Origin of the sequence: Parasedimentitalea psychrophila (assembly GCF_030285785.1) — a bacterium.
Lineage (GTDB): Bacteria > Pseudomonadota > Alphaproteobacteria > Rhodobacterales > Rhodobacteraceae > Parasedimentitalea > Parasedimentitalea psychrophila.
In genome coordinates this window covers 2,251,285-2,276,903 of the sequence record NZ_CP127247.1, presented here as the reverse complement: position 1 = coordinate 2,276,903, position 25,619 = coordinate 2,251,285, and the positions used below count along the sequence as shown (strand labels likewise).

Sequence of the window (25,619 nt, the reverse complement as noted above, 5' to 3'; positions counted from 1 at the left end):
CTGGCGGTGTTTCCAAGGCGGGTTTGGGGTTAAGATGAATGAGGCAGTGTGGTTTTATGCGCAATTCTTGCCGCGAGTGCCGTGGAAAGACCTTTTGAAGGTTTCGCCGCAGGCCGCCGGAAACTGCCGGCGCTGGCAGAGGCCGGCCGAAGTCTCGCCAAAGTTTCCGCCTGCCCAATGGCCGCCTGGGCGCAATCAACAAGAGGGACGGAAACCCGGTCGCGGACAAGCTCGGCAAGTCCGGCAAGAGGCGCCCCGGCCAAAACAATGGTGTCAGCGCCGCCATCGGCCACAACCGAATTGCACAATTTGATAAGCTGTTCCGATTTCTCTTCCTGTACGTCATCAATAGAACTGAATGACCCGTTCAGCATGTGGACACCGGCACAGCGGGCCTCCAAACCATGCCAGGCGACACATTCGTTGTACCAAGGACCCAAGGCTGCCGCGAAAGTCACAACTGCAAACTTCCCGCCCAGCATGCAGGCTGTCAGCATCCCAGTCTCTGCCAGTCCGACGACAGGAATGTCAAAAAGCTCTCGTGCGGCCCCCAAACCGGGGTCTCCGAATGCGGCAATGATGGCTGCGTCAAACTCCATATGACGCTCGGCCAAAATTTCTAGCGCCGCCATGCCCCCAATAATGGCTTCGGTTCGGGTTGAAATATAGGGAACGCCGTAAGACGCGGTGGCCGTTTCCAAAACCGTGTCCGCTGACATAGTCGCACGGGCTGCATTCGCCAGGCGCTGAGTGATTCCCTCGGATGTGTTTGGGTTGATCATCAAAATACGCATTAGTCTTCCTTGAATTTTGGTACAGATGCCCTTGCCGGGCTGGATTTATGGGGCAAATTCAGTAGCCAAGTGTTCTTGGCAGCCACGTCACGATCGATGGGAAAATCAGACAGAGAACCAGAACCGCATACTGGACGGCGACAAATGGCCAGACAGCCCGGATCAGTTCAGTCATTGGCACTCGCGTCACACCGCTCATGACAAACAGAACAACCCCGACAGGCGGCGTCATCATACCGATCACCAGGTTGAAGACGAAGAGGAAGCCAAAGAACAGCGGGTCCACTCCAAAGGTCAGTGCAACCGGCGCAAACAGCGGAACCAGCATGATGTAGGCAGCATTGGATTCAATGAACATGCCAACAACAATCAAGATCCCCATGACCAGCAGCAGGAAGATCATCGGGCTGGAGGTGACCTGGACCAGGAAGTCGGCGATTGCGGCAGGCACCATGTCGATGGTGAACAGGAAGGTCACTCCGGCCGCAAAAGCGATCAGTGCTCCAACCATAGCGGCCCCGACAGCGGCCTTGAAGAGTGCCGGAAACAGGTCCGAGACCTTCAGCTTTTTGGTGACAAAAAAGCCAATGATGACGGCATATGCCACCGCAATTCCGGCGCCTTCTGTGGCCGTGAACACGCCGCCGACAATACCACCGACAACAACAATCGGCATCATCAGAACAGGCAATGCCCGCCAAGTTTCGCGCAGAGCATTGCGCAGGTCGAACACGTCACCAGTGAGCTTAAAGCCTTTACGATACGACAGCCACGATGCCAGCGCCATGAATGCCAGTGTCAGCATGATGCCCGGCACGACACCCGCCATGAACAAGCCACCAACGGACACCGAAGATCCGGCCATCAGCGCGTAAACAATCATCGCATTTGAGGGCGGAATGATCGCACCCAGGTTAGAAGCCGAAGCGACCACGGCGGCGGAGTAACCGTCGTCATAGTTCTTCCGCATGGCGGGCACCAAGGTCGAACCCAGGGCCGATGCGGAAGCCACAGCGGCACCGGATACCGCGGCCAGCATCATGCCGGCAACAATGGAAACATGCGCCAGGCCGCCATGCAGGCGCCCGACAATAGCATTGGCGAAGTCAATCAACCGCTGCATAATGCCGCCAAGGACCATAAGCTCGCCTGCGAGCATGAACAGTGGGATCGCCATCAGCGGAAACTTGTTCACCGAATGCATCATACGTTGCGGTAGCACCGTTAGCTCGATATCGCCGACCAGAAACCCGCCAAGCGAGGCCAGACCAAGGGCGAAGGCCAGCGGTGTGCCCATCAGCGCCAGGGCGAAGAATATCAGAATAACTGCCAAAGTCATGACATGGTCTCCTCTGACCAGGTCTCGGAGCCACCCCAAACCAGCAATAGTAAATGCAGCGTGCTATGGGCTGCGGCGATCAGAATAGCGATATAGTAAACCGCAGCAGTCAAGTTGATCGTGGGCATCAGTTCAGGCCAGGAATAGACCGTGACCTGGGCACTGAAATAGAACAATACCAACATCAAGATACAGCCGAGCGCAGCCGAAAGGCGGAAAAGCCGCTCTTGCAAGGCGGCGGAAAACCGGGTGACCAACGCATCAATGCCCACATGAACACCGGCGCGAATACCATGAGGGATTGCCAGGAACATCGCCCAGACAAAGGCCAGCCGGGCGACTTCGTCCGACCAATCGATGGCACTGGAGAAAGCGTAGCGAAAGACGACTTGTGTCACGACAAGCACTGTCATTACGGCCATGGCGCAGATAACCAGACCCTTGGACGCGGTATCAACATGTTTCAGCAACATTTTACATCTGTCAAACATGGGGCCCGCCGAAGCGGGCCCTTTATTCTGTTGGGTAGTCATTACTGGCCCGCTTCTAACAGGACGGCATCAATGATATCAGCACCAATGCGGCCTTTCAGGTCATCAATGACAACGCTGGAACGCGCGCGCAAATCGGAACGCAATTCGTCCGAAATCGGGGTGAACACCATCCCCGACGCGATCAGAGCACCCTTGGCAGAGGCATCTTCTTCCGCCGCTTTGGTCCGCTGCCAGACCACTGCCTCGGCTGCCGCCTCGCGAAGAGCCGCCTTGTTTTCATCGGACAGGCGCTCAAACTTGCGCTTATTCACAACTAGCGTGATGTAGTCGAAAAAGTGGCTGCTGTCGGACAGGTAGGTCTGAACTTCGTTGAACTGGCGGCTTGCAATGATTGCATATGGGTTTTCCTGCCCGTCCAGTACCCCCTGCTGCAACGCCGAGTAGACTTCGGAAATGCCCATCGACACCGGGTTGCCGCCGATGGCTCGGAAGGTTCCGATATGGGTTTCATTCGGCTGCAGACGAATTTTCAGACCTTCAAAGTCCTCAATTGTTGCAATCGGGCGGGTGTTGTTGGTCACATTGCGCGATCCAAGCTCCATCCAGCCCAAAGTCTCAAAGCCCTTGGCTGCCAGTTTTTCGCTCAGCAGGTCGCCCACTGTGCCGTCGATGACCCGAAAGGCCGTTTCGCGGTCCGGATAGGCAAAAGGAAGAGAAACCGCTTCCAGCTCGGGAACCGTGCGGGACAGATATGCCGTTCCAATCCAGGTGCCGAAAATCACGCCAGAGCGGACCTGGTCGACATTTTCCTTGGCTCCTCCCAATTGCATTGCCGGGAATGTGGCGACTTCGATATCCCCGCCGGTTTTTTGTGCCACCAGTTCAGCAAACATATCAATAGCTTTGGAGCTGGAATGCTCAACAGGGAAATTCCCCCCGATTCTCAGCGTTTCCGCCGACAGGGGTGCTGAAACCAGTGTGATCGCAGCAGCCAAGCTGGCGCAAGTGTTCTTGAAATTCAAAGTCATGGGGCCTCCTCCAAGTGTTCATGATGAATATCGTGATGAGCCCAGTATTCAACTTCAGACAAATCTTGCAAGATAATTTTTTGTTTTTTATTATAAATCATCTAAACAATTGTTTTATATGAATATTCAAGGAGAAAACTTGGCAACGTGTGTTTCTTCCCTGTAGCGACGGAGCTATAGTCGGCCACGAAACCTGTTGAGCGGTGCAGTCGCGGGCGGCAAAATGGCCGGCACTTTTGCCGCCTTGGATTTCAGCAGGGCGTGGGGATATTTACCGTGGAATCGTATTTGAAGTTGTGAAGGGCCCATGACACCGAGCAAAAGTCGCGGTTCAGCATCGCTCACAGAAGAGGTTACTGCAAAATGGGATGTAAGAAGCAAAGCCGTTATGCTGGGACGTTGGCGTGCGGCGGCCTGAGGTGGTCCCGGGATTTCGGGCCAGTAGCTAAGGTGGATCGACTTGTGAAAGGGATGATCCCAAATGACGAAGAGAAAGAACCACTCAGCAGACTTCAAGGCCAAGGTAGCACTCGAGGCGATCCGTGAAGACATGACGGTGGCAGAGCTCGCGAAGAAATACAGCGTCCATCTAGAACCGACAGGACATGCAAGCATGTCCAATAGGCGACCCAGATCAACACTTGGAAACGTTCAGCGATCAGCAATATGGCCTCGACATTTTCCAAGCGGGGGGATGAGGCCGCACGAACCAATGAAGCTGAGATCGACAAGCTGCATTCCAAAATCGGTCAGTTGGTGGTGGAGCGCGATTTTTTGAAACGCGCCTGGGATCGTTAAGCAAGGATCGCAGGCAGATGTGCATTGAAAGAAATCACCCCAAAATCGGTTTGCGACGGCAATGTAAGTTGCTGTCGTTGGCACGTTCAAATCTGTATTATCAATCAACGGGTGAAAGCGCTGAAAACCTGCGCTTCAGGGCCATCATCCGTTGCCCGGCAGGTGCATGCAAAGCATGCTGCCGAGAGGGTGAACCTCGTCCTTGTTCCCGGACACTGGGGTACTTTCCCCCTGTCCATGAAAGGGGCACCAAATGGGACGACAGCGACGGAAATATACGGACGATTATAAGGCACACGCAGCGAAAACTACTATGCGGTTTTGCTGCATGAACTGACGCACTGGACTGGACTTCAGTCTCGATGCGACCGGGATCTGCGCAACAGGTTCGGAGATGCAGCCTATGCGATGGAAGAGCTGGTGGCCGAGATCGGTTCAGCGTTCTTCTGCGCCCGGCTTGGCATCTCCTCATCCCCGCGCGAGGACCATGCGCAATACCTGGGAAATTGGGTGTCCGTTCTGAAGGATGATAAGAAGGCCATATTCACCGCTGCAGCCAAGGCGCAAGCCGCGGTTGATTTAGTTCTTTAGTGCCCTTTCGGCCCCTCTTGTTTGAGGGGTCGTTTTTTTTGATCTCGCCTTCACTGGGCTAGGCCAATGTACTGACTGACAGCCACTTGAGGCGCGGCCCAATCAAAGTGTGATGGGCAACGCGGTCTTCACGGTCCAGTGCAGGGATCTCCGTGAATTAGCTTATTCAGTGGCCCCATAAGACACGTTTGATCCGAAATCCGATGCGACGGAGGCGACTTTCCGTCCCTTATCTAAGGGGGCATTGGCAAGTGCAATCACGTGGTCGGCGAGCGACATGCTCGGATGAATAATCTCGTTTACACGTATTAGTTGCGCACGGCAGGTTTGCATCAGTTGATTTTAAAAGAGGATTTGTTGGATGAGATCGTATGAAGCCGCCAGATCACTTTTTTCCTTCTTGGCGTTCATAGCTTGGGCAGTGGTTGTTACCGGGGGTTTGTTGCGCTGATGGCGCTTCCAAGTACGGGGGCAGTGCTGCGGGATTTCTTGCGATGGTTCCGGGTATTGGGATTGGAATAACAGGATTTATTCTAGTCGCGTTTGTTCAGATGGGGAGAGCCACAGTCGACACAGCTGAATACACCCAACAGATGCTGAAACTCTCCCGTGATCAGTTGGAGGTTTCAAAACAAAGCCTGAAAGTGCAAAATTCGGCACCTCAGACCTTCGCGGCAGCTACGCAGAAAGAGAATTCATAGGCATCAAAGAATTCGTTTGCCAACCGATCTGACAAGATTTCCCCGCAAGGACGAATGGTCGGGAACCTCGAACCGGAGCAGCCGGTTGCCCGGAGTACAATTTACCGGGGCAAGACAATTATCATTGAAGATGGGAAATTCCACTTCGCCAGAATGTCCTTCAGCACACTTGAAAAAACACAGAAGTACATAGACCAATTGGGCGTCAATCCAGCTGTTCAACCTCCCGGCGAAACCAACAATAGATAATCCTACCCCCCCATAGGACACCCCCAATCTCTATGGGGATCACCTATGGGGGTTCATCGCTGAACATTTGGAAACATACCAACGCATGAAACGCTGTTTTGCACCCATGACTTCATCCGCTTTTGCGGATGATATTTATGTCGTCCTCGCCGAGGCCGCCAACAGTCATAGAAATTGAATCGACCATGCGTGTTTCCATTTCCCATGAGACCATCCGAAAGGGGTTCATCTTCAAGAAAACCTATCGCGAAGTACATTTGATGGTTGCGTTCACTCATGAGGAAAAACAGATCATCAAACAACGTGGGTTGTTGGAAACCAAACTGCTGGATCGTCGTCCTGCGGATGCCAAAAACGATGCGCGAGACGAGAAGTTTGAGTTGCGCGTCGAACATCTGATGGATGGTCAGATTGATCGATTTCTCTGCGCCACGCCTTCCAAATCCAAGATCTATGAAGAAAACCTTTTGGCTGTAATGCAGCAGATGAAAGCCTGGCTTGACGACAACGCCGAAACCGGCACGCGCATTGTCGTGGAAATCTGATGGCAGGTTCAGGCTCGGATGACACTGGCAGGCTGATCCTGTCGTTCCTGATTATCGCTGGCATCCTTTCCCTTGCGGCAATTATTACGCCGGTTCTGCTGGTTGGCATTCCGGCCTATGTCTTCTACCGGCTATACAAGGAAAGCCCACGACGCCTAGAGCGTCTGGCCCGTGAAGAAACAGAAATTCTCTACAACCACGCGCTGAGCGGCCAAGTTCGTCTGAGCGTTGCTGAAATCGACGCCGCCCTGTCACACCATTGGCCGCCAGACACACCTGAGCCGCTCAAGATCCAGTTGTTGGGGATCAGGCGCGCTTTGCTCAGCGACGAAGGTTTGAGCCCTGAAATCCCGCCAATGCCAGCGCTGTGCAACACTATTGAGGGCGCGCGGTACCGCGACATGCTGGCGCGGTCCGGGCAGGCCCGTAGTGACCGGGTGATGGTCCTGACAGCCCTGGATGTGATCTCGGACAGTCTGGGCACAATCGCACAGGCTGTGCCGCCGATTGAGGGCGACGTGCTGGTCGATGTGACCCAGTTTGCGCATCCGCTTGGCCAGGCGGTGCGGAATGTCATCACCCCGTTCTTTGCTGACAATGACTACTACCATTTCAAACGGCTAAGAGATCGGCTGGATGCCAACCTCAGCCGGACCCACCGGACCCAGCCGATCTTCCCCAGTGACTACAAAGGCGATGATGTGGTCAGCACCTATCTGGTGGGCACTCACCTCAAAGCACTGTTTCAGCTCAGAACCCCTTTTGAGATCCCCGAGGCCAGCCGGTTTGAACACATGCACATCGTGGCCGGGTCCGGTCACGGCAAAACCCAGACCCTGCAATACTTCCTAGCTAAAGATCTGGATGATGTGGTGCGGGGCGACAAATCGGTTGTGGTGATCGACAGTCAGGGCGACCTGATCGACACAATCCTAAAGGCAAAAACCCTGCCACCCGAGCGGATCGTGCTGATCGATCCCGAAGACATTGCCTTCCCGGTTAGCCTCAACCTGTTCTCAGTTGGTCAGGACCGGCTGCAAAACTACGGAGACCTTGAGCGCGAGCGGCTGACCAATTCAATCATTGAGCTATATGACTTCGTTCTGGGATCGCTTCTGTCCGCTGGAATGACCTCCAAGCAAAGCGTCGTGTTCCGTTATGTCACGCGCCTGATGTTCCATATCCCGGATGCCACCATCCACACGTTGCGCGAGCTGATGGAACCGGGCGGGACCGGCAAGTACCAGGAGCATATCGGCAAGCTGGAGGGCACACCACGCCGGTTTTTTGAAACTGAATTCAACAGCAAAGAATTCACCAACACCAAAACTCAGGTGCTCCGGCGTCTCTATGGCGTGCTGGAAAATCAGACTTTTGAGCGGATGTTCACCAACCCGCAGTCCAAGTTTGACATGTTCACCGAGCTGAACGCGGGCAAGCTGATCCTGATCAACACCTCAAAATCGCTGTTGAAAGAACAGGGCACTGAGATCTTTGGCCGCTTCTTCATTGCCTTGATTACCCAAGCCGCACAGGAGCGCGCCACCCTGCCCGCAAGGGATCGCCTGCCCGCTATGGTCTACATCGACGAGGCACAGGATTATTTTGACCAGAACATTGGCATCATCCTCAGCCAGGCGCGCAAATACCGGGTCGGCATGATCATGGCGCACCAATACCTGGGCCAACTCAGCAATGGGCTACAGGAAGCGTTTGAGGCCAACACGTCGATCAAATTTGCTGGCGGCGTCTCAGCCCGCGATGCACGGTCTCTCGCTGGGCAAATGTCGTGCGATGCCGATCTGATCCAGCGCCAACCCAAGGGCACCTTTGCCACCTTTGTGCGCGGATTGACCGACCGCGCCGTGCCTATCAGCTTTCCATTCTTCGTTATGGAGAAACGGGACCGCGCAACAAAAGACGAGATTGATGCAATCCGGGAACACAGTCGAAACACCTATGCGGAACCATGGCAGAACAAGGCTGAAGCCCCCGGAACATCAGATGATGTGCCGCCGGAGCCATCTGAGGAAAACAACGCAGAAGATCCCGCGAATCCTTCGCCAGAGCTCTGATCCAGCCTAATCTGGCATCATGAGCCACTCTGATTCACAACACCACATGAAACAAACCGACAGCCTGGGGCGCGCAACATTCCATCATATTGCGCCACTGACCGACGTGCGTCCCACGGCTCGTGAAGTCCGCTGGCTCAAGCATATCGAGCGTCACGGACCGCTCAACTCGGCCCATCTACATGCACTCACCAAAGGTACGCATCGCTGCAAAGACACCAGCCGGCGGCAGTTGCAGAAATTGCGGGCCGGTGGATTCTTGAGGCTACCGCGCCAACAGCGCTTCACTGAGCATGCCGACTTCAACCCCTACATCTATGACCTGACAAAACAGGCGCGCACTCATCTTATCGATCTTGGCTTGGCAGAACCCGCCGTGCGGCCAACCGGGCATTGGGGACACGGGGCTGCTGTCACTAGCCTGACCAGCGCAATTGATATTGCCGCAGCATTGGACGGCGTGAGCTATATTCCGGCCCATGACATCCTGGCCATCAAACAAACTTCCCTCGCCATTCCCATCGGTAACCGCAAACTGATCCCGGACCAGCTCTTTGCACTGGATTACGGCGGTAGATATCGCGCCTTCCTATTGGAGGTCGATCACGGGACAGAACCCAAGACGTCCAGTGCGGCCCGCAAGAGTTACGCTTCATCGATTGAGCTGTACCGACTGATGATTGAACGGGACCTACACCGTGCGCATTATGGCCTCAAGGCAACCACGTTGGTCCTGTGGGTGTTCTCGCGACGCAGCAACGAACAGCGTTTCCTGGAAATGGTAGCCAAAACCGGTGGCCCGGCGAGAAACCTGATTGGACCTGTCACGGTATTGTTCCGCCCCTTTGAGAGCATATTCTGCCCCAAAGGAGATACACCATGGCACCACGACCATCCGAAGAATTCAAACGCGACGCAGTGCGGATCGCACTGACCAGCGGGCTGACCCGCCGACAGGTGTCCTCCGATCTTGGGGTTGGTATGTCCACCCTGTGCAAGTGGATCAGAACCTATCGTGACGCGGACGTTGTTTCGAAAGAGGATCAGGAACTGGCCAATGAGAACGAGCGCCTTCGCCGGGAAAACCGCCTTCTACGTGAGGAGAGGGAGCTGCTAAAAAAAGCAACAATCTTCTTTGCGGACCAAAGCAAATGAGGTTTTCATTTGTTGAAAAGCACCGCAATAGCATTCCCACAGAGCGACTTTGCCGGATTGTGGATGTCACCCCACGTGGCTACCGAGCCTGACGCAAACGCCCTGCCTGCCAGCGTCAACGTGGGGATATGGTTCTGTTGGCCCACATCCGGGAGCAGCACCGCCTGAGTTTGCAGAGCTACGGCCGACCGAGAATGGTCGAAGAACTGAAAGAGCTTGGTCTGGATATTGGTCACCGCCGTGTCGGCCGATTGATGCGCCAGAACGGCATATCTGTTGTCAGAACCCGTAAGTACAAGGCCACAACGGACAGCAATCACAAGTTCAACATCACGCCAAACCTGCTGAACCGGAACTTCTCAGCAGATCGACCCAATCAAAAATGGGTTGTTGATATCAGCTACATCTGGACCCGCGAGGGCTGGCTCTATCTGGCCGTGGTTCTGGACCTGTACTCCAGGCGCGTGGTCGGTTGGGCTGTCAGCAACCGGATGAAGCGCGATCTGGCCATACGGGCGCTGAACATGGCCATAACCCTGCGCAGGCCGCCCAAAGGATGCATCCATCATTCTGATAGGGGCAGCCAATATTGCTCGCAGGATTACCAGAAAATCCTGCGCCGGTATGGCTTCAAGGTATCCATGAGCGGCAAGGGTAATTGCTATGATAACGCCGCAATGGAAACCTTCTTCAAAACCATCAAAGCGGAATTGATCTGGCGGCACTCTTGGCAAACCCGCAGGGCTGCTGAGATCGCCATCTTCGAGTACATTAATGGGTTCTATAATCCCCGCCGGAGACACTCGGCATTAGGCTGGAAAAGTCCCTTGGCTTTTGAAAAGATCGCCGCCTAAATGAGCACAAGGGGCGGAACGAAAGCGGGACAGGTCCAGATCTGCACGCAAGTGATGCCGAACGACAGAGCCACTCAGGCCAACATCGGTTCCTATTATAGGAGCGATTGGGCCAGATGCCAAAGCGGGCCAGTTCTGTTGTCCCGATCCGGTTTGATAACCGGCTGAACCGAGTGGCCCCAAAAAGCGGGTGACCGAAGTGTGCACCTCCGGCCACCCATACTCCTACATGAGGAGTGTCGGTCAGGCCTCCTCGCGACCCTCCATCCGTATTTGGAGCCAGTCCAGCACTTCATCCTCTACCCATCCCACTCTGCTCGGGCCCAGCTGTACCCGCTTGGGGAATAGGCCGGCCTTTTCCAGACGTGCGACATGTTGTGGTGAATACAGAACCAACTCCTTCAGCTGGGGTTTTGAAAGTATCCTCATCACGATCTCTCCATCTCTGAAGAGCATCGCGATGCCCAAGGTTACGACAATACCTAGGCAGACAGAGGTTAGCAGCTTGGGGATATGGTGGCGAGAGGCGTGTCATCCGGTCAGAATAGGCTTGCTTGGTCAAACTAACTGTCGATGCACAAGAGTATTTGGAAGCGCACAGGAGAGTTAATCTAGGAGCCTATTGCGAGCCTAAGATTCTCAACGATCTTGTAAGTCTTTGTTTTAATGGTGCCCAGGGGCGGAATCGAACCACCGACACGAGGATTTTCAATCAATCTGTGCTTCAATCCTTCCCGAGTTGGGAGCGTCTGATCGGCACTATTTGAGACTAACTGAGACAGGCTAACCCCCTGGAAATCAGTTGAATTGACGAACAAGATTGCGGCATAGTGACGCACAACTTGTCTCAAGTTGTCTCATCCTGTTTCAGGCAATCCCAAGGGTTTTGCAGTCCCGTGCAGTCCCGGTTCTGATAGAGTGCGTCTGGCCAATTTGCATCTCGCAACAACGCGAGAATGAAAATGAAAACCACCCAAATTCTAACCGACAAACTGATCCAAAACATCAAGACGGACAAGCCGCGCATTCAGATCACTGATGCCAAGACAACCGGCCTCAAACTGCGCGTTTCGCGGTCCGGGCACAAGTCTTTCGCCCTGATGATCCGCAACAGCTCCGGAAAATACGCAACTTTCACAATCGGCACCTACCCGGATGTGTCGTTGAAGAAAGCACGCGAAATCGCACTCCAATCACGCGTCGATTTGAAAATCACCGGTTTGGTAACACCGACGGCACCATCCGTCGCTAAGCAGGATGAAACAACCCTCCGTTTACTGCTGGGCGAAGCGCAGTCGGTTTTCGCAGGGAAGAAGAAAACCTGGCGTCCACGTGGCATTCGCAAACCAACTGCTTTTGCCCGGAGGGCCATCGAGAACGTCTTCGAAAATCTATTAGACAAGCCTGTTGAAGCGATTTCAGCTAAGGAATTTGGCTACGCCGCGAACAGCTATAAACCCAAGCGTCCATTGAAGGGGAAAACTACAGCTAATGGCCAAGTCTCTCGTGCATTGTCATACCTCTCCCCGGTCTTAGACTGGGCCGCTCACCGTGGACGCAAATATGGGAAGTTCGGCGCAGGGCGTAAAACCCAACTCAATGTTGCTGAGCTGCTCCGCGTTAATGATCCGTCCACCGACGACCCGACGATTAAGGGCAAACGGGATCGAGTGTTAACGATTGAGGAAATCGCCGCGATATATCCGTTGCTTCGACATCCAACTCCGGACAGAATCCGCCGCAAGAAAGTGTCGCCGAAGAACGACTATGGACCCATCGCAATGCGTTTCCTTTTGTTGTCCGTTGCCCGGCGCGAGGAAGTCGCATCTGCCAAATGGAATGATTTCGATTTCATCAACGGCGTTTGGACCAAACCAGAGGTTAAAGATGCCACCGGAAAGGGTCGCAGCCAACGCTTGCCCCTGTCCGAAGCAGCGTTGAACCTCCTCAAAAGCTTGCCTGGCTTCAAACTATGCCACAAAGACAGCTTCGTGTTCCCCAACCGCGACGGCGGAAAGCTCGACAATTGGAACCGGATTGCAGCGCAAGTTCAAAAAGGCAGCAAGACCAGCGATTGGACGCGCCACGACCTACGCCGCACGGGCGCTACGCTGCTGGAGGAGTTGCAGGTCCCGGTTCAAACCGTCGAAGCCATTCTGGACCACACCAACCGTTTCGCAAATGCGGGCGTCAGTGGTTCCGCCGGGCATTACATGGTCGCCACACGGATCATGAACGTGACGGAAGACCCCAAAGTGACTGCCTTAAATAAATTGAGCACCGCGCTCGATCACATTGTTGCAAAGGCATCTACACCGGCTTCGTTCATCGAGGATTCGTAGAGGTAAAACGCAATGCGTGACTTGCCCATCGCCTGGCAGATATTGGACACAAGGCTAAAGTCCTGGCCAGGTCCAGAAGGCCACTGTTCTGTTTGATGATCTTGTCGGCAGAATTCAGCATCGTGGTTTCCGCGTTTTGATGTTGGTGAGCACCACTATCAAAACGACAACCTCTACCTCGATCATGAGGTCCGCCGCTCCCAGTTCAGTTCGCTAAAATGGGGGCGGTGTCAGCTCAAGTCGAACTATTACAAAACCGAGGGTCCCCGCTTTCGCTGGAATGACATGGCGCGCGTCATTGCAACCAAGGCGGATCCTCGTCCAGCCCCAGTTCTGTGCCTGTTTTTTGTGGTTCTGTGCCTTCAGGGCAAAGCCAATCAGCGCGAACTCTTTCGGGGTTCCACCAATTGTCACCTACATTGGCCATTGACACGTATATTCCTGAAACGTGCGATACCATATTTTCAAACCCTTCTGGCGGTTTAACCCAGCAGGACCAGACATGACGGCCTATCGGTAAAAGCGTGTATTTGTTGCCAATGACTAAATCCAATTGCTCTTGATCAAAGGACTTGGCACCACGTAAATCTGCAGAATGGACGACCGAGCCCGAGAAGACGGTCCGGGCCCAATCTACAGACCGCATCTCAGCGCCAATTAGGACTACCCCCCCCATCTGCATGTCGGTGAGTTCTGCCCCGTTCATCTGCACGTTTCGGAGATCTGCCCCGCCCATTCGCGAGTTTCGGAGTCTTATCCCATTCATCTGCGCGTTTCTGAGGATTATCCCCTCCATCTCCACGTTCCAGATGTATGCCCCCTCCAACTGCGCGCCCGCAATGACTGCTTTTTCCATCAATGCATCACTGATTGATACTCCATTCATCTGTGCGTCTATTAGGACTGTCGCTTCCATCTGTGCTTCGTAAAAACTTGCTCCTTCCAACTGCGCACCCCAAAATTTTGCCCCTTCCATCTGCGCTTTAGTTAGGCTTACCCCTTCCATCTGCGCGCGATTAAAGAACGCTCTTTCTATCTGCGCAAACGAAAGGTCTGCCCCTTCCATCTGAGCTTCGATGAAGTTGACGCCAGCAAGAAAAGAATTACTCAAGTCAGTGCGGCGCAGGTCGGCGCCACTGAAATCCGTTCTTTGCAAGACTCGCAACTGACTAAATCTAAGAGCCCACCACTCCTCGTAGAATAGTCTGTCAAGATCAGCAAAAAAGGCGCGGCATGTCTCAGGATTAAAATTTTGTTCGGCGTTTTCTTGGCCACACCAGGCAAGACGCATCTCGTCTTGATAAGGCGGGGCAGCAATCCCAAATGAAGGATAACCCCCGCATATTCTGGTCTCGACGCCAGCACGTTTGCACCAGTCATATCGAAATATTTTACGACTGGTCAACGGATCACGTGCATCAGGCGGTAGTTCTACAAAATTGATGTTACTCAGATCGGTGGAGGCCATAAGTGCCGTCAACCGCATCCAGATTGGCGGATCATAAGTCAGCCAGGTGGGCGAATTGAATTTGGTCTTCTCGTCAATGAAACTTGAAATTTCATCGCCCCAAGGCGGGCCGGTAAAACCGCCCTCGGTTCTTGCCCAACTTACCAAAACCAGAAAAACGCAAAACACCCTTATGTGTGTCTTGCCCATTTTCAGAATAGTTTTGACCAAGCGATTGTCGACCTTATGCTGTCCCAATTTCTTCCACATCCAAGCATAGCTTTTGTGACCGGTGAGCACACAGAGGCCAAAACTACCCGCCAGAAGAAGAGACATGATCTGATCATGGGCGGGCCAGGAACGGACCCAAAACCAACCGGTGACAAAGGGACCGGACAGCCAGATCAGACAGACGGTTGCCAAATCACCCAGACTGTCCAGCGTCCGCGTTTTGACTGCACCATCGCCCCGACGTCGTAGCACAAAATCATTCAGCAGCCAGGGAGTGAGGTATTCTTCGATGGGTTCAGATTTGACGGTAGCGGTGGTCTCGGCCAGAGCCTCGGTCACTTTGCGGACATGAAGGTGCAGATAGACATAGAGTACTGTCGCCAGTGCCGGGGCGAAGTAGAAAAAACTAAAAGTGGGGATCGAGACGTTGATCAGCGGCAGTTGAGTTTCACGCCATGGAATAAAGAAATCTGCGTCTTGCACACCCAGCACGGTGATGAACGTGAAAGCCAAATAGGCCAGTAACCCCAACCAGTTGGCACGCCCTGCTCTGGTCAGCTCGTTGATCCGGGAGATCTGAGCGGCAGAGTTATCTACTGGTTTATGTGATCGGGTGCGTAGGTTGCGTTTTTTTGAGCTGAGCATGGTGCCTAAATAAATGAATCCTTTGGAATGCAAAATGCGTAGCACGTATTTTTGTTTAGGTCATTTTTCAAATTTATTGCGCTGCGCACAAAAATCTCGGTCTTACCGAACTCAGCAGTCGATGCCGCTCATAGTTTTCTCTTAGTGATCGGAATGAACGATTTGAGCACCTCATTCGGACGGACGGACGCCCCTCCCTTTAGGAGGGCGTCCGTCCGTCCGAATAAATGTTCTCCATTTGTTTTCCGTCCGGATCAAAGGAACCTACTTCCTTTTTGGCGCCACAATCCGCGCCAAAGAAACCGAAACCAGTAAGGGCAAAATATGAGCCAAGATCAATTTAACCATCCAACCGACAAAAACTCATCCCCGCTTAGCGTGCTGGGACATCCGACGATTTCAGCAAATGATTTCACTCCCGATCCCAACACCCCTTACATCGTTCAGCATCTATTGCATCCTGGACAAGTCAGCATGTTTTCCGGGCCGTCAAACTTGGGGAAATCAGCCATCGTTGCGTGCATTTCGGCGCATGTCGCGATGGGTCGCGATTTCTGCGGGTTGCGTGTTTCCCGTGCAGCCATCCTCTACGTGGCCGCGGAAGCACCCAAAGGGGTATTGAACCGGGCGTATCCCTACCTCAGCCAGAAAGCCGCTGGGATCGCTCCGTTTCGAGTATTGGACAAGGCCGTGGACCTGTCCAATCCGGTGATAGTTAAGAAGCTGGCACACGATGCGAATTTGTTCCGAGATCACCACAATTGCGCAGAACTGCTTATTGTCTTTGATACGCTCAATCTTTGCATTGGCGAGGGTGATGAAAATTCGTCCAGGGACATGGGAAAGGTGCTCGCCAATGCTACGTTCATCGCAGAAACAACGAATGCGCATGTCATGATTGTCCATCACATGGGGGCATCGGAAAATGGGCGGCCACGCGGCTCAACAACTTTGACTGCGAATGTCGACACCGGGCTTACGCTGCACAAGGCTGATGAAACACAGCCAAAAGGAACAGTCTTCATCAAAGTTTCAAAGCAGCGAGAAGATGAAAAATCAGAGCCGATTGCGTTTCGGATCCAGGGGTATGAAATTGGAAGGAATAGGCATGGTGAATTATCCACGGTCCCAATGGCCGTTCCGTTCAAGGCTCATAGCTCTTTGATTGAAAATGACAGCCCGAAACCGAACAAAAGGGGGCAATTGTCACTCACTCCAGCACGCGAAAAAGACTTGTTGCGTGTATTGTCTGACCTGCGTGCAAAAGATTCTGGGGCTTGGCACACGCCGAAAGACATAGGCCAAATGTCAGGCGAGCCATTCAACAACATCAGAGGCAACGCTGATACAATGAGAAAGAAAGTCCGAGCAGCCTTGGACGCTCTCATAACAAAAGGCAGGGCAGAGGAAAGCAAAGAAGGCGTGAGGCTGCGCCCATCAAGTGCTGTTGAAACTGAAAGCAATACGCCTCAATCTCTGCATTGACGTCGTCGTAAGTCCACTTGCGCTTCTCCGGATGAACCTGCCAGCGCCCCCTTTTTTGAGGGGGCATCCCGGCGTAGCTGCAAGAAGCGGTCCTCGAACAAATTGACAATTTCGCAAGCCATCTCGTCTTTGGCTTGCACCGACAACTCCGAGAGATCACACGACCGCATGAGATGGCTCTGCATGTAGTTCGAGATGAACTTCAACAACTGGCCACGTTGTTTACGTTTCCTGGCCAGTAAATCCATTTTTTCAATTTCCATGATCGTGTCCCTAATTCCGTTCCAAGGGAGATAGGGAAGGCGCACAACGGATAAAAACATGTTTTTATCCACGCCACCCTCAGCGAGATCATGGCACTGTTTTCATTTCGGCATTCAGTAAAGACCTTTTCAGAAAAGTGTCGAAGCGAAATTCGCACGGCGCAGCTGGGCCAGACTGAGGCACATTTGGCGTATATTACACGCCCCAAGGCAACCCGCGTCGTGTTGCAAGAACGGCTCTCAGGAGACACGCGGCCTCGTTCCGCCAGAAATGCGGAAGAAGCTGCCCAGAAGTCCAAGGGGCGCGTTTGTGAACGCATTATGCTCGCCCTGCCAGTCGAAGTATCGCCGGAGCAGCGTGAAGCGCTTGCACGGGCCTTTGCGGAGCGTTTGACCCAAGGGATCGCCGGATATGTTGTTGGCATCCATGACAAGCATGGGAACGACACCAGAAACCCGCACGCACATTTCGTCTTCTTTGATGTGAAGGAGAAAACCGGTGGGCGGGGCAGACCTAAAAGTATCCTCGGGTTTGCACGGAAGAATGCGATTGAAAACACAGCCAAAATGTGGACCGAACTTCATAACGGGATGATGCATAAATGGGGTTTTGGATCAGATTCCGAGATCTCCCACTTGTCATACGCAAATCGCCGGATCGACCATATCCCGACGATTCACGAAGGCACGGGCGCCAGGGCAACTCCAAAAACAAAAAAGATGAACAAAAAAGAATGGCGACACATCGACCAAGGCCACACACGTGCAGAGGCAAATCTGGTCATCCGAGAAATCAACGAACTGAAAGAGAACCAGACAAATGAACGAGAATTACGATTGGGAACAAGTAATGGAGACAACTCGGCGCAGCGCGGCGGCGGCGTCTCTAAACAGCGAGAATTCGCTGGCAGCGAGTTTAGAACTCCTGCGGAATATGAAAGACCATCCCACCCGGCAAAACGAACTAAGAGCGGCCATTGCGACACTGGAAAAAACACAAACCCAATTAGTCGCCAAGTCCAAGCAGGTGCTCGATGCCGCCAAGGGCGACAATCAAGGTTCCCACCGCTTGCACGCTTTGGGCTTGCTCGTCATCTTCGCGGGAGGCGTCGCATTCGGCGGATATATCGTGAACTGATAATGCTGCGTGATACTTTGAGAGCGCGGCTTTTGCCTAATGAGTGGCAACGCCGCTTACGCTCTGATGATACCCGGCAGAAAGAAGCGAGGCAATGTCTACGTCAACAGGCAAAGCCCCGTATTAGCGAGGCTGAGCTGTTTGAATAATTGCTTCTTAGGCAGCCAAAGGCTCACCGTTGTCGATGATCTTGTTGAGGTCCGAGAGTTTCCAGCGGGAGGAACCACCCAGTTTGATTGGGCTGGGGAACTCGCCGCGTTGAATGTCGCGGTAAATGCTGGCGCGCGAGCGGCAGAGAGTGTTGCAGACGGTTTTGATATCGACCAGGTAGTCGTTAGGTTTTTGAGGTGCGTTGTGTTGCATGGGGTTTCCTTTCACAAAATATGCGAAAGTCAGATTGGCTTTTTTTCCTGAATCCGAAGGGGAGAAGGGATTTTTTTACAATCTTTCAAATACTTGATCATAATTTGTTGGGTCGATTCTGTTTCTGCAGGCCACATATAGGTGTTGAACTGATTTCATCAAGATCCGCTCCCATAAAAATAGCAAGTAGAGGTTTATCCCGGAATATTTCTCAAGATCGCCTCCTCCCCCTTGACCATGTTAATTTTTTGCTCCACAAATGAGGTCCCGATAATTAACATGAGTAGACTTGGTATGGAATCTATTAGCCCCGTAACGATCAAAGATCTTCACGAAGGGGATGCCCATCTTGACGCGCTGCAACTTGATCGCGACCGGCTAATTGCTGCTGGACATCATGCTATGGCAGGCCGCGCCAGTGCTTCCCCCCTTCACCCCTCAAACACCGCTGGCTTCTTGTCCTACGCTGACGGCGTTAAAGGATTGCGGGCTGAGAACATCGGCGACGATTGGCAGCTCTTCAGAAGCGAAGGTGTCGAAGGGATATGCAACGAAGAACTCAAACTTCGGGTTCTGTTTGCAAACGTCTTTGAAGCCTGTGGCGAGGATGATCCTCAGGCCAGATCACGGAAAGGTGCTGGTTCGGAGCGAGTGGCTTGCGGCGACATGTTCGAAGCTGTCGGCGTTGAGCTTCCATTGAGTGTGATTAAATTCAGTGGAGACTACAAAACCTACTACCTCATGGTGGATCAGCACGGGGCGATGGAACTGAGCCTTCCCATTGTGAAGGCTGGTGGAAATTTCTTGCGCTGTGTCGAACGGATTTTCCTAATTGGTGGGAATGACCTTGACGAGATCGACTTCGGCGTTGATGAACCTGCCGACGATTCCGATTTGGACATTATCGTAACTCGAAAATAACGTGAATTTACTATGTTTAGCAGCAAAAGACTCAGCCTGGCCAGAAAACGGCGCAGGCTGACGGCGAAAGGACTCGCCGAGATGGCAGGGGTTTCCCCTGTAACTATCACGCGATTGGAAAACGGCCAGAATGAAGCCGACCCTGCGACCGTGGAAAAGCTCGCGGACGTGCTCAAATACCCCACCTCATTTTTCTTCAAGGAAGAACCCGCGCCTCTGACCAAAGAGATTGTGAGTTTCCGTAGCCTGAAGAGTATGAGCGCCAAGGAAAGGGATGCTGCGCTGTCGGCTGGCGAATTAGGTGTGGAAGTCTATTCGTGGCTGGATGACCACTTCAACTTGCCAGCACTCAACCTACCATCGTTCGATCCTGAGCTAACCCCTGAAGCTGCTGCAGACGCTTTGAGACAGCATTGGGGCCTTGGATACGATCCTATATCGAACTTGCTAAAGCTGCTTGAGTCCAAAGGGATCCGCGTTCTCGGCTTGGAAGAAAACACAGCCAACGTAGATGCGTTTTCGTTCTGGCAGGATGACACCGCTTATACCTTCTTGAACTCTTACAAATCCGCCGAGCGCAGCATTTTTGATGCAGCGCACGAATTGGGCCACCTCGTGTTGCATAAGCACGGCGAAACCTCAGGTGCGAACGGGGACACTCGCTCTGTTGAGTTGGAGGCCAACAGGTTTGCGGCTGCATTCTTGATGCCCGAAGAGGATATTCGCGCCCGAATGCCCCGTCTCATTACAGCAGATCTCATCATCAAGGCGAAAAAGCGGTGGCGTGTATCCGCTATGGCCCTGGCATATCGCCTGAGCCATTTTGACAGGCCTATGCTGACTGAGTGGCAATATCGTTCCATCTGCATTGAGTTAGGAAAAAGGGGATACAGAAGCGGAGAGCCAGACGGGATCATCAGGGAAAGCTCTGTTCTCTGGGGGAAGATATTAGCCGAGCTTTGGTCAGACCGGAAAAATCTTCAAAATTTGGCTGATGATCTGTTCTTGCCTGTTGGCGAGGTCGAAATGTTGCTTTCAGGAATTTTGCCACGAGCCGAACAAAGCGGAGCGAGAAACGGCAATGAGCGCCCAGCCTTGCGAATTGTCGAATAGATTTGAAAAGTGCCCTGCTGACTCTTAGGGGTCAGCAGTTGCGCAATTTCATCAACGGTGGCTCATTCACACCCCCACTCAAAGATGGATGATCTCAACATTACCCCATTTTTGATCAAGGTATTGAGCCAACAGCCGCCGATGGCAAAAGTGTGGTGTGTCTTCGCTGCATAGCAAACAACAACCGTCCAAGTCAGCGGGGCGCAGTTTTTCAACTTTCCGTTTGATAATAAGATCCAGATACTGGTTCTCATAATTTGACCAGTCAATTTTCTTTTTCTTGTATGCGTCAAGCATTGGCTTTGTAGGCGCAAAGTTGGGAGCGTGGATGTAGTCCATTTTGCACAGGCTCTTGGCAAAAAACTTTAGGTCGTCACGTTTAGCGAAACCAGCAAGCTGCGAGACATTATTCAAGCGAACATCTATGAGCTTTCGAGACTGAGATTCTTTGAGACGCCCAAAAAAATTTTCGGCGGTGGTTTTGGTAAAACCAATTGTGAATACTTGAACCATCTCGTCTCTAACCTTCCCGCCGATAAGCGATCTGTTTTTCTCGGCCTTCGTAGGCTTGAGAAATTAGCTCATCTTGTGAGTCAAGCATGTCCCCCCGAGGTGTCCCAAGAATATCAAGAACTCTGAGCATTGTGTCCCTGTGGGATTCCAGCTGACCACTGCCAAGTATATGATTTACCTTGGCGCCGCGCTCCTCAAGAACCTTCGATACTAATATTGTTCTATGGCACTCGGTTGGATCGCGTTCAGAACACATCAGTGCAACTCTATACCGGGCGCTTCCATCTACTACCCTTTTAATGCCGTTCTGAAAAAGAGAGGTTTGGGCCAACTTTTCATAGCTGACCGCATTGCCCACATAGCAGGAACTGTCATCCGATCTGGCACCCAGCTCCTTGCCTAAGAAAACATAGGCAATTTCACTTTCTTTGAGCGCCATCTTCAACGCGTCAGTGTTAAATTGCGGAGCGTGCCTACTATATGGAGACGATCGAACGTCACCAATCGCTGTTATCGAGTGAGTTTTGAGTAGCTTAACAAAGCTCTCGAAAGTCTGAGTGGAGTGACCAATAGTGAAAATTTTCAAGCGTTCTACCATGCCTCCACTCTATGGCATTAATACTGACGCAACCACCTTGAAAGCGTAGGGTTGCTCCACCCAGGGCTCCGCCAAGCTCACTACCAACAGAGGTTGCTGAATTTCATAAGTTCCTTGCCCTCTTCCCATGTAATCGGCTTTTACAAGCGGATCTGTGATTTTGAGGGAATTGGCTTGTCCTCCGCAAATAAAGTTTGCGCGAACAGCCACTCGCCCCGGCGCCCCGTTGAAGCCTGGATCTGTGCTCACAACTATCTCCACTGATTCCGGCTGTATCAAAGCCAAAGAGGTATCAATGTCCACCAGCCGGTTTTGGTCGATTTTATCGTTTTGACCGTATCGCGTAGACTCACAGTGTGGCCAAATTGGTTCATCAAAGTTCTGCACGGCAGGAAGCAAATGTGCCGCAGGCATTACTCCAATTTTTTTCCAATATAATTCCCCATTGATTACATGGTTTTCATTTTGATGTAGAAACGGTTCATGCCGCTCCATGGGGACTTCGACAATATCGAGAACCGAACACTTTTGACCATTTTCGAACAGCCGGTCTTCTTCAGAAATTTCCCGCCCAGGTCGTTCACTTACCGGACGGACCCAGCCTGCATACTGATTTTCTACAATTTTAATTCCCGCAATGCATCGCCCCAGGTGCTTGGTTGAGTTGGCAATGCAAACAAAGGTATTTTTATAAGTCATCTTTTCTCCAATGAGTTGTGTCACTGAAGTAAGAGTTACTATCGCAGATTCAAGATCACTGCATGCTGGACGCCACAATAAAATGAAGACAGTCTATAATCTTTGCTATTCTGCAAACGCAGTCCTGGTGCAGTCCGGGGCGATTAACCAAAGAGGTGCAATAACGGCCAAGTCCTCAAGCCATTATTCTCATTGAGATAAATGGTGCCCAGGGGCGGAATCGAACCACCGACACGAGGATTTTCAATCTCATCCACTATATTAAAATCAATTACTTACAAGCAACTGTGTAACAAACTGTGTAACTTTTGCTATTTCGCTAAGCCGTTGGATTTCCACGATAATCTATAACGACGACGCGTGGACAGGTGAATTTTCTTACCGCCAGTTAGGCCCTCTTGCACTGTACGCACATTCAGCTCATAATCCACCCAATCCCCTGCCAGACCCGAGGGGATTTCAAAATATCTGGTTCATCAGGTGCGACAACTTGTCCACTTGACCTGTTTTTGTTTGCATGTATAATAGCGTTATCGCTTAAGAATAATATGTATTACATCTAAGTGGATATGAAGAGCAGAATAGATTCAGAGATATGAATCATGCGAAGCATTACACATCGAAGATGTGTGTTCTAAACCCCATCCAGCATTGCTAAGACTACGCTGAATTATCTCTCCAGCAATATTACAAGAAATAAGAAACGCGTAAAAAGCGCCCGCCCGCCCGTCTGATAGCTCAGTCGGGTTTTTTCGTGTTTGCTGTCAACAATATTGGCCGGGTCCACGACGACAAATGAAAGCTCAGGCCCGCAGCTTAACTCTCAGCAACCAACACACACAAACAGCGCTAGACCATCACAGTGACCGTCTCTGCGCTTGTCACGACCAATGCACTCGCATGCGCCTCACTGCCTCACTCTTCAGAACTCTTGAACGCGTTCAGTCATAGAGTTTCAGCTACCACCACAACAGCGCTTGTACTTGCGCCCTGATCCGCATGGGCAAGGCTCATTCCTGCCGACTTTCTTCCCTGAGAACGGAGCGCTCGGTGTATTGGCGGATTGCATGAACGGCGGCAGACTACTCTGAGTACTGAGTGATTTTGTCCAACCGTTTATCGTCAGCACCAAAGTCGGAATGAGATCCGGGGCTTGCTGAGTTAGCTCTTTGATCGATTTCTTAGGGAGATCGCTGTTACCTTCAGCAATGCTGTAGAGCGCCAGCATCATTGTGACCGACGCACCAGCTTCTTCGTCTTCGCTTTCGACTATCTGTTCCCACGCATCCATTCTGAGCCGCATCGCCTGTTCAAAACCACACACCCAGGATTCCCATAGAATTTCTCCCGTCCGAGCATCCTCATCGTAAAGTGGTCCGTATTCCAAACTTGGCGGTGTTAGTGAAACCGCAACGTCATTGTAATGGCGCATTATGAGATCTGTCGCCGACTGAAGCGCTTCAAGAGTGGCAAAGTGATCAGCTCCCTCACCCCAGACGCACGGCAACCATTCACTGGGCATGGTCACCTCAGGGCAAACAATCAATCCCGCACAGAAGCCATCGAACTCGCTCAAAAGCATGCCTTCATTTTCCATCGGGATGGAAAGCAGCAATTCATTCAACTGATTCAGTTCGCTATCGTTTAACATGACGGTCCTACCTGAGAGGAATTCCCCGTTACCTTTACCGAACTGCTGCGGAAATGTGTAGAAGTCGATGGTGGTTCAAGGCTGGGATTTTCTGATCCACCACCCGAAGCGGACGTCATGCAATCCGCAGAAAAATGAAGGGCCGAGCCTCTAGCAAGAGATGCTGCGGCCGCAGAAACTCGTCACTAAGGGCGAATTCCGGACTTTCGTTGCAGACGCGAGCCATTCAAGACACCATGTCGGCAGCCGACATTCAGGTGACTTCGAAACCGGTTCTTGTTCTGCGCCGCCGCAAGGCGACTCCGAGCCAAAAGCAGACTATGAAGTTCGCTATTGCCGTCGCCCCGTTGCTACCCATGCTGTTGCAACATAAGAGCGAAGTCCATCAGCTTCGCCATCTAGATAGGCATCTCGCACGGCATCCTTTATCTGTTTTTTCAGTTCGGCGGGTCTCTTCGAAAGATAGGATGGAATTGGGCCGTCTTTCCCGTCGAATGGCCTCCAATAGTCTTCGAAAGATGCGAATTCAGTTCGGATGTGGATTTCACCGATCTGAACTTTGGCAAAGCCCGCTGACTTCAAAGCATCTTCCAGATGGCCGGGTCGCGTGAGCGGCCGCGTGAAGTTCTTTTTTCTAAGTTCGTTGGCCTCAGGGTCTAGCATTGAAGCTGTGTCCAGAAAGAAGCGATTGAACACGAGGCCTCCTCTTACATCCCAAATGGCTACCGCGAGACGGCCGCCCACCTTCAAAGTACGCGAGATCTCGGATATCGCCACGCTCGTGTTTGGAACGAAATTTAAGGCGAGTTGAGACACAACATGATCGAATGTTTCATCTGGCATTGGAAGAGCCTTCAGGTCAGCAACTTCGAACGAAACACGTGGGTCTGAAATTTGCCGTGCGGCGTATTCAACATAAGCCTCAGAGATGTCGACACCGGTAATGTCTGCGGTTTCGGTGCGGCGCAATATTTCTGATGTCAGTGCGCCGGTACCGCATCCGGCATCGAGAATATTGCTGCTATCCTCAAACTCGATGAGATCTAGGAACTTTGGTGCTAACAAGCGACTAAAACGCCCCATTTGCAATTCGTAGCCATTGCCGCTGGAAGCCGAAAAATTCGATGAGTTCGATTCCAATGTGCTATCTCCAAATTGATATTGCCCACGCAACTGATCATTCCAGCCTACACACTACACATTAGCTCGTATCGCGGACGCGACCAAATTTCTATTTCCACCAAGCCAAACTGGGTGTCCGGGTGTCCGGCAGTCCCGCCAAAAGGTGGATGTCGGCTTGGTCCGCACTGCCGTCATCCGACTGATGAAAATGCTGCGCGATGATCGAATGGCCGCTCTGGGGAAGCTGCGCGGCGGCGACGTGATGTCCCGTCAAGGGCCGGTCTGGGCCGTTCGCTACATTTATGAGCGCGTGAATTGACCCGTTTGCTGCGCCCTGCACATTTCGTCACTAAGGGCGGGTTCCTGACCTTCGCTGCGGAGTGTGCCAAGGTGTGCAAAGCTAAACCTGCCGTCATGCCTTGAATGCGGCACACAGCATTGTGTAGCCTCTACAAAGCTCAAACC

24 protein-coding genes, 1 tRNA gene and 1 pseudogene are annotated in these 25,619 nt (G+C 52.4%); 12 read left to right on the top strand and 14 right to left on the bottom strand.

Annotated features, from left to right (window positions below):
- Window positions 1–29: 29 nt before the first annotated feature.
- Genes QPJ95_RS11080 through QPJ95_RS11065 form a run of 4 tightly spaced genes read right to left on the bottom strand, consistent with a single transcriptional unit; the run spans window position 30 to window position 3,655 of the window.
- Window positions 30–794, bottom strand: a complete 765-nt coding sequence (locus QPJ95_RS11080; protein ID WP_270919402.1) for an aspartate/glutamate racemase family protein — start codon at window positions 792–794, stop codon at window positions 30–32.
- A 58-nt stretch (window positions 795–852) separates the two neighbouring features.
- Window positions 853–2,133: a TRAP transporter large permease gene (locus tag QPJ95_RS11075; RefSeq protein ID WP_270919401.1), complete on the bottom strand. Its 1,281-nt coding sequence runs from the start codon at window positions 2,131–2,133 to the stop codon at window positions 853–855.
- Window positions 2,130–2,624, bottom strand: a complete 495-nt coding sequence (locus QPJ95_RS11070; protein ID WP_270919400.1) for a TRAP transporter small permease — start codon at window positions 2,622–2,624, stop codon at window positions 2,130–2,132. The genes QPJ95_RS11075 and QPJ95_RS11070 overlap by 4 nt, the downstream gene beginning before the upstream one ends.
- 41 nt (window positions 2,625–2,665) lie before the next feature.
- Window positions 2,666–3,655, bottom strand: coding sequence for a TRAP transporter substrate-binding protein (locus QPJ95_RS11065; protein ID WP_270919399.1), 990 nt, complete (start codon window positions 3,653–3,655; stop codon window positions 2,666–2,668).
- Between the two features lie 666 nt (window positions 3,656–4,321).
- Between QPJ95_RS11065 and QPJ95_RS11055 the strand changes: the two genes are divergently transcribed.
- The 6 genes and pseudogenes from QPJ95_RS11055 (at window position 4,322) to QPJ95_RS11030 (ending at window position 10,623) form a co-directional block, all read left to right on the top strand.
- Window positions 4,322–4,453 carry a hypothetical protein gene (locus QPJ95_RS11055; protein WP_270919498.1) on the top strand — a complete coding sequence of 44 codons (132 nt, stop codon included), beginning with the start codon at window positions 4,322–4,324 and terminating at the stop codon, window positions 4,451–4,453.
- A 321-nt stretch (window positions 4,454–4,774) separates the two neighbouring features.
- Window positions 4,775–5,044 carry a zincin-like metallopeptidase domain-containing protein gene (locus QPJ95_RS11050; protein WP_286018266.1) on the top strand — a complete coding sequence of 90 codons (270 nt, stop codon included), beginning with the start codon at window positions 4,775–4,777 and terminating at the stop codon, window positions 5,042–5,044.
- 1,135 nt (window positions 5,045–6,179) lie between these two features.
- Entirely contained in the window at window positions 6,180–6,539 is a 360-nt protein-coding gene (locus tag QPJ95_RS11045) for a hypothetical protein (RefSeq protein WP_270919398.1), read from the top strand.
- Window positions 6,539–8,614 (top strand): type IV secretory system conjugative DNA transfer family protein, encoded by a 2,076-nt coding sequence (locus QPJ95_RS11040; protein WP_270919397.1) that lies wholly within the window; start codon window positions 6,539–6,541, stop codon window positions 8,612–8,614. Before QPJ95_RS11045 ends, QPJ95_RS11040 begins: the two co-directional genes overlap by 1 nt.
- 46 nt (window positions 8,615–8,660) lie before the next feature.
- Window positions 8,661–9,548 carry a replication-relaxation family protein gene (locus QPJ95_RS11035; protein ID WP_286018265.1) on the top strand — a complete coding sequence of 296 codons (888 nt, stop codon included), beginning with the start codon at window positions 8,661–8,663 and terminating at the stop codon, window positions 9,546–9,548.
- Window positions 9,494–10,623: pseudogene (locus QPJ95_RS11030) on the top strand (IS3 family transposase). The gene QPJ95_RS11035 and the pseudogene QPJ95_RS11030 overlap by 55 nt, the downstream one beginning before the upstream one ends.
- 243 nt (window positions 10,624–10,866) lie before the next feature.
- Here QPJ95_RS11030 and QPJ95_RS11025 read toward each other — a convergent pair.
- Complete coding sequence (locus QPJ95_RS11025) at window positions 10,867–11,052, bottom strand: helix-turn-helix transcriptional regulator (RefSeq protein WP_270921054.1); 186 nt, start codon at window positions 11,050–11,052, stop codon at window positions 10,867–10,869.
- 527 nt (window positions 11,053–11,579) lie between these two features.
- Between QPJ95_RS11025 and QPJ95_RS11020 the strand changes: the two genes are divergently transcribed.
- Window positions 11,580–12,965, top strand: a complete 1,386-nt coding sequence (locus QPJ95_RS11020) for a tyrosine-type recombinase/integrase (protein ID WP_270921053.1) — start codon at window positions 11,580–11,582, stop codon at window positions 12,963–12,965.
- 295 nt (window positions 12,966–13,260) lie between these two features.
- Here QPJ95_RS11020 and QPJ95_RS11015 read toward each other — a convergent pair whose 3' ends face one another.
- Complete coding sequence (locus QPJ95_RS11015) at window positions 13,261–15,333, bottom strand: pentapeptide repeat-containing protein (RefSeq protein WP_270921052.1); 2,073 nt, start codon at window positions 15,331–15,333, stop codon at window positions 13,261–13,263.
- Window positions 15,334–15,612: 279 nt separating this feature from the next.
- On the opposite strand from QPJ95_RS11015, the gene QPJ95_RS11010 reads away from it, so the two are divergent.
- Window positions 15,613–16,773 carry an AAA family ATPase gene (locus QPJ95_RS11010; protein ID WP_270921051.1) on the top strand — a complete coding sequence of 387 codons (1,161 nt, stop codon included), beginning with the start codon at window positions 15,613–15,615 and terminating at the stop codon, window positions 16,771–16,773.
- On the opposite strand, the gene QPJ95_RS11005 is transcribed toward QPJ95_RS11010, so the two are convergent.
- A complete protein-coding gene (locus tag QPJ95_RS11005; RefSeq protein WP_270921050.1) occupies window positions 16,758–17,036 on the bottom strand; it encodes a hypothetical protein in 279 nt (92 codons plus the stop codon). The genes QPJ95_RS11010 and QPJ95_RS11005 overlap by 16 nt on opposite strands.
- Before the next feature lie 90 nt (window positions 17,037–17,126).
- Between QPJ95_RS11005 and QPJ95_RS11000 the strand changes: the two genes are divergently transcribed.
- Window positions 17,127–18,323 carry a MobA/MobL family protein gene (locus QPJ95_RS11000; RefSeq protein WP_270921049.1) on the top strand — a complete coding sequence of 399 codons (1,197 nt, stop codon included), beginning with the start codon at window positions 17,127–17,129 and terminating at the stop codon, window positions 18,321–18,323.
- A gap of 7 nt (window positions 18,324–18,330) precedes the next feature.
- On the opposite strand, the gene QPJ95_RS10995 is transcribed toward QPJ95_RS11000, so the two are convergent.
- On the bottom strand, window positions 18,331–18,537 hold the full coding sequence (locus QPJ95_RS10995) for a helix-turn-helix transcriptional regulator (protein ID WP_270921048.1): 207 nt from the start codon (window positions 18,535–18,537) through the stop codon (window positions 18,331–18,333).
- A gap of 294 nt (window positions 18,538–18,831) precedes the next feature.
- Here QPJ95_RS10995 and QPJ95_RS10990 point away from each other — a divergent pair, with 294 nt between their 5' ends.
- The gene (locus tag QPJ95_RS10990) at window positions 18,832–19,458 is read left to right on the top strand and encodes a hypothetical protein (RefSeq protein ID WP_270921047.1); all 627 of its coding nucleotides are present in this window, start codon (window positions 18,832–18,834) and stop codon (window positions 19,456–19,458) included.
- 12 nt (window positions 19,459–19,470) lie between these two features.
- A complete protein-coding gene (locus QPJ95_RS10985; protein WP_270921046.1) occupies window positions 19,471–20,571 on the top strand; it encodes a helix-turn-helix domain-containing protein in 1,101 nt (366 codons plus the stop codon).
- A 78-nt stretch (window positions 20,572–20,649) separates the two neighbouring features.
- Here QPJ95_RS10985 and QPJ95_RS10980 read toward each other — a convergent pair whose 3' ends face one another.
- From QPJ95_RS10980 to QPJ95_RS10955, 6 genes are all read right to left on the bottom strand, one after another.
- Window positions 20,650–21,084 carry a DUF488 domain-containing protein gene (locus QPJ95_RS10980; protein ID WP_270921045.1) on the bottom strand — a complete coding sequence of 145 codons (435 nt, stop codon included), beginning with the start codon at window positions 21,082–21,084 and terminating at the stop codon, window positions 20,650–20,652.
- A 7-nt stretch (window positions 21,085–21,091) separates the two neighbouring features.
- Entirely contained in the window at window positions 21,092–21,682 is a 591-nt protein-coding gene (locus tag QPJ95_RS10975; RefSeq protein ID WP_270921044.1) for a DUF488 domain-containing protein, read from the bottom strand.
- Window positions 21,683–21,691: 9 nt separating this feature from the next.
- Entirely contained in the window at window positions 21,692–22,381 is a 690-nt protein-coding gene (locus tag QPJ95_RS10970; protein WP_270921043.1) for a dual OB domain-containing protein, read from the bottom strand.
- Window positions 22,382–22,583: 202 nt separating this feature from the next.
- A tRNA-Phe gene (locus QPJ95_RS10965) sits at window positions 22,584–22,656 on the bottom strand.
- A 680-nt stretch (window positions 22,657–23,336) separates the two neighbouring features.
- Window positions 23,337–24,032 (bottom strand): UPF0149 family protein, encoded by a 696-nt coding sequence (locus QPJ95_RS10960; RefSeq protein WP_270921042.1) that lies wholly within the window; start codon window positions 24,030–24,032, stop codon window positions 23,337–23,339.
- A 330-nt stretch (window positions 24,033–24,362) separates the two neighbouring features.
- Window positions 24,363–25,172, bottom strand: coding sequence for a class I SAM-dependent methyltransferase (locus tag QPJ95_RS10955; protein ID WP_286018264.1), 810 nt, complete (start codon window positions 25,170–25,172; stop codon window positions 24,363–24,365).
- A gap of 157 nt (window positions 25,173–25,329) precedes the next feature.
- Here QPJ95_RS10955 and QPJ95_RS10950 point away from each other — a divergent pair, with 157 nt between their 5' ends.
- On the top strand, window positions 25,330–25,473 hold the full coding sequence (locus tag QPJ95_RS10950) for a hypothetical protein (protein ID WP_270921244.1): 144 nt from the start codon (window positions 25,330–25,332) through the stop codon (window positions 25,471–25,473).
- Window positions 25,474–25,619: the final 146 nt, after the last annotated feature.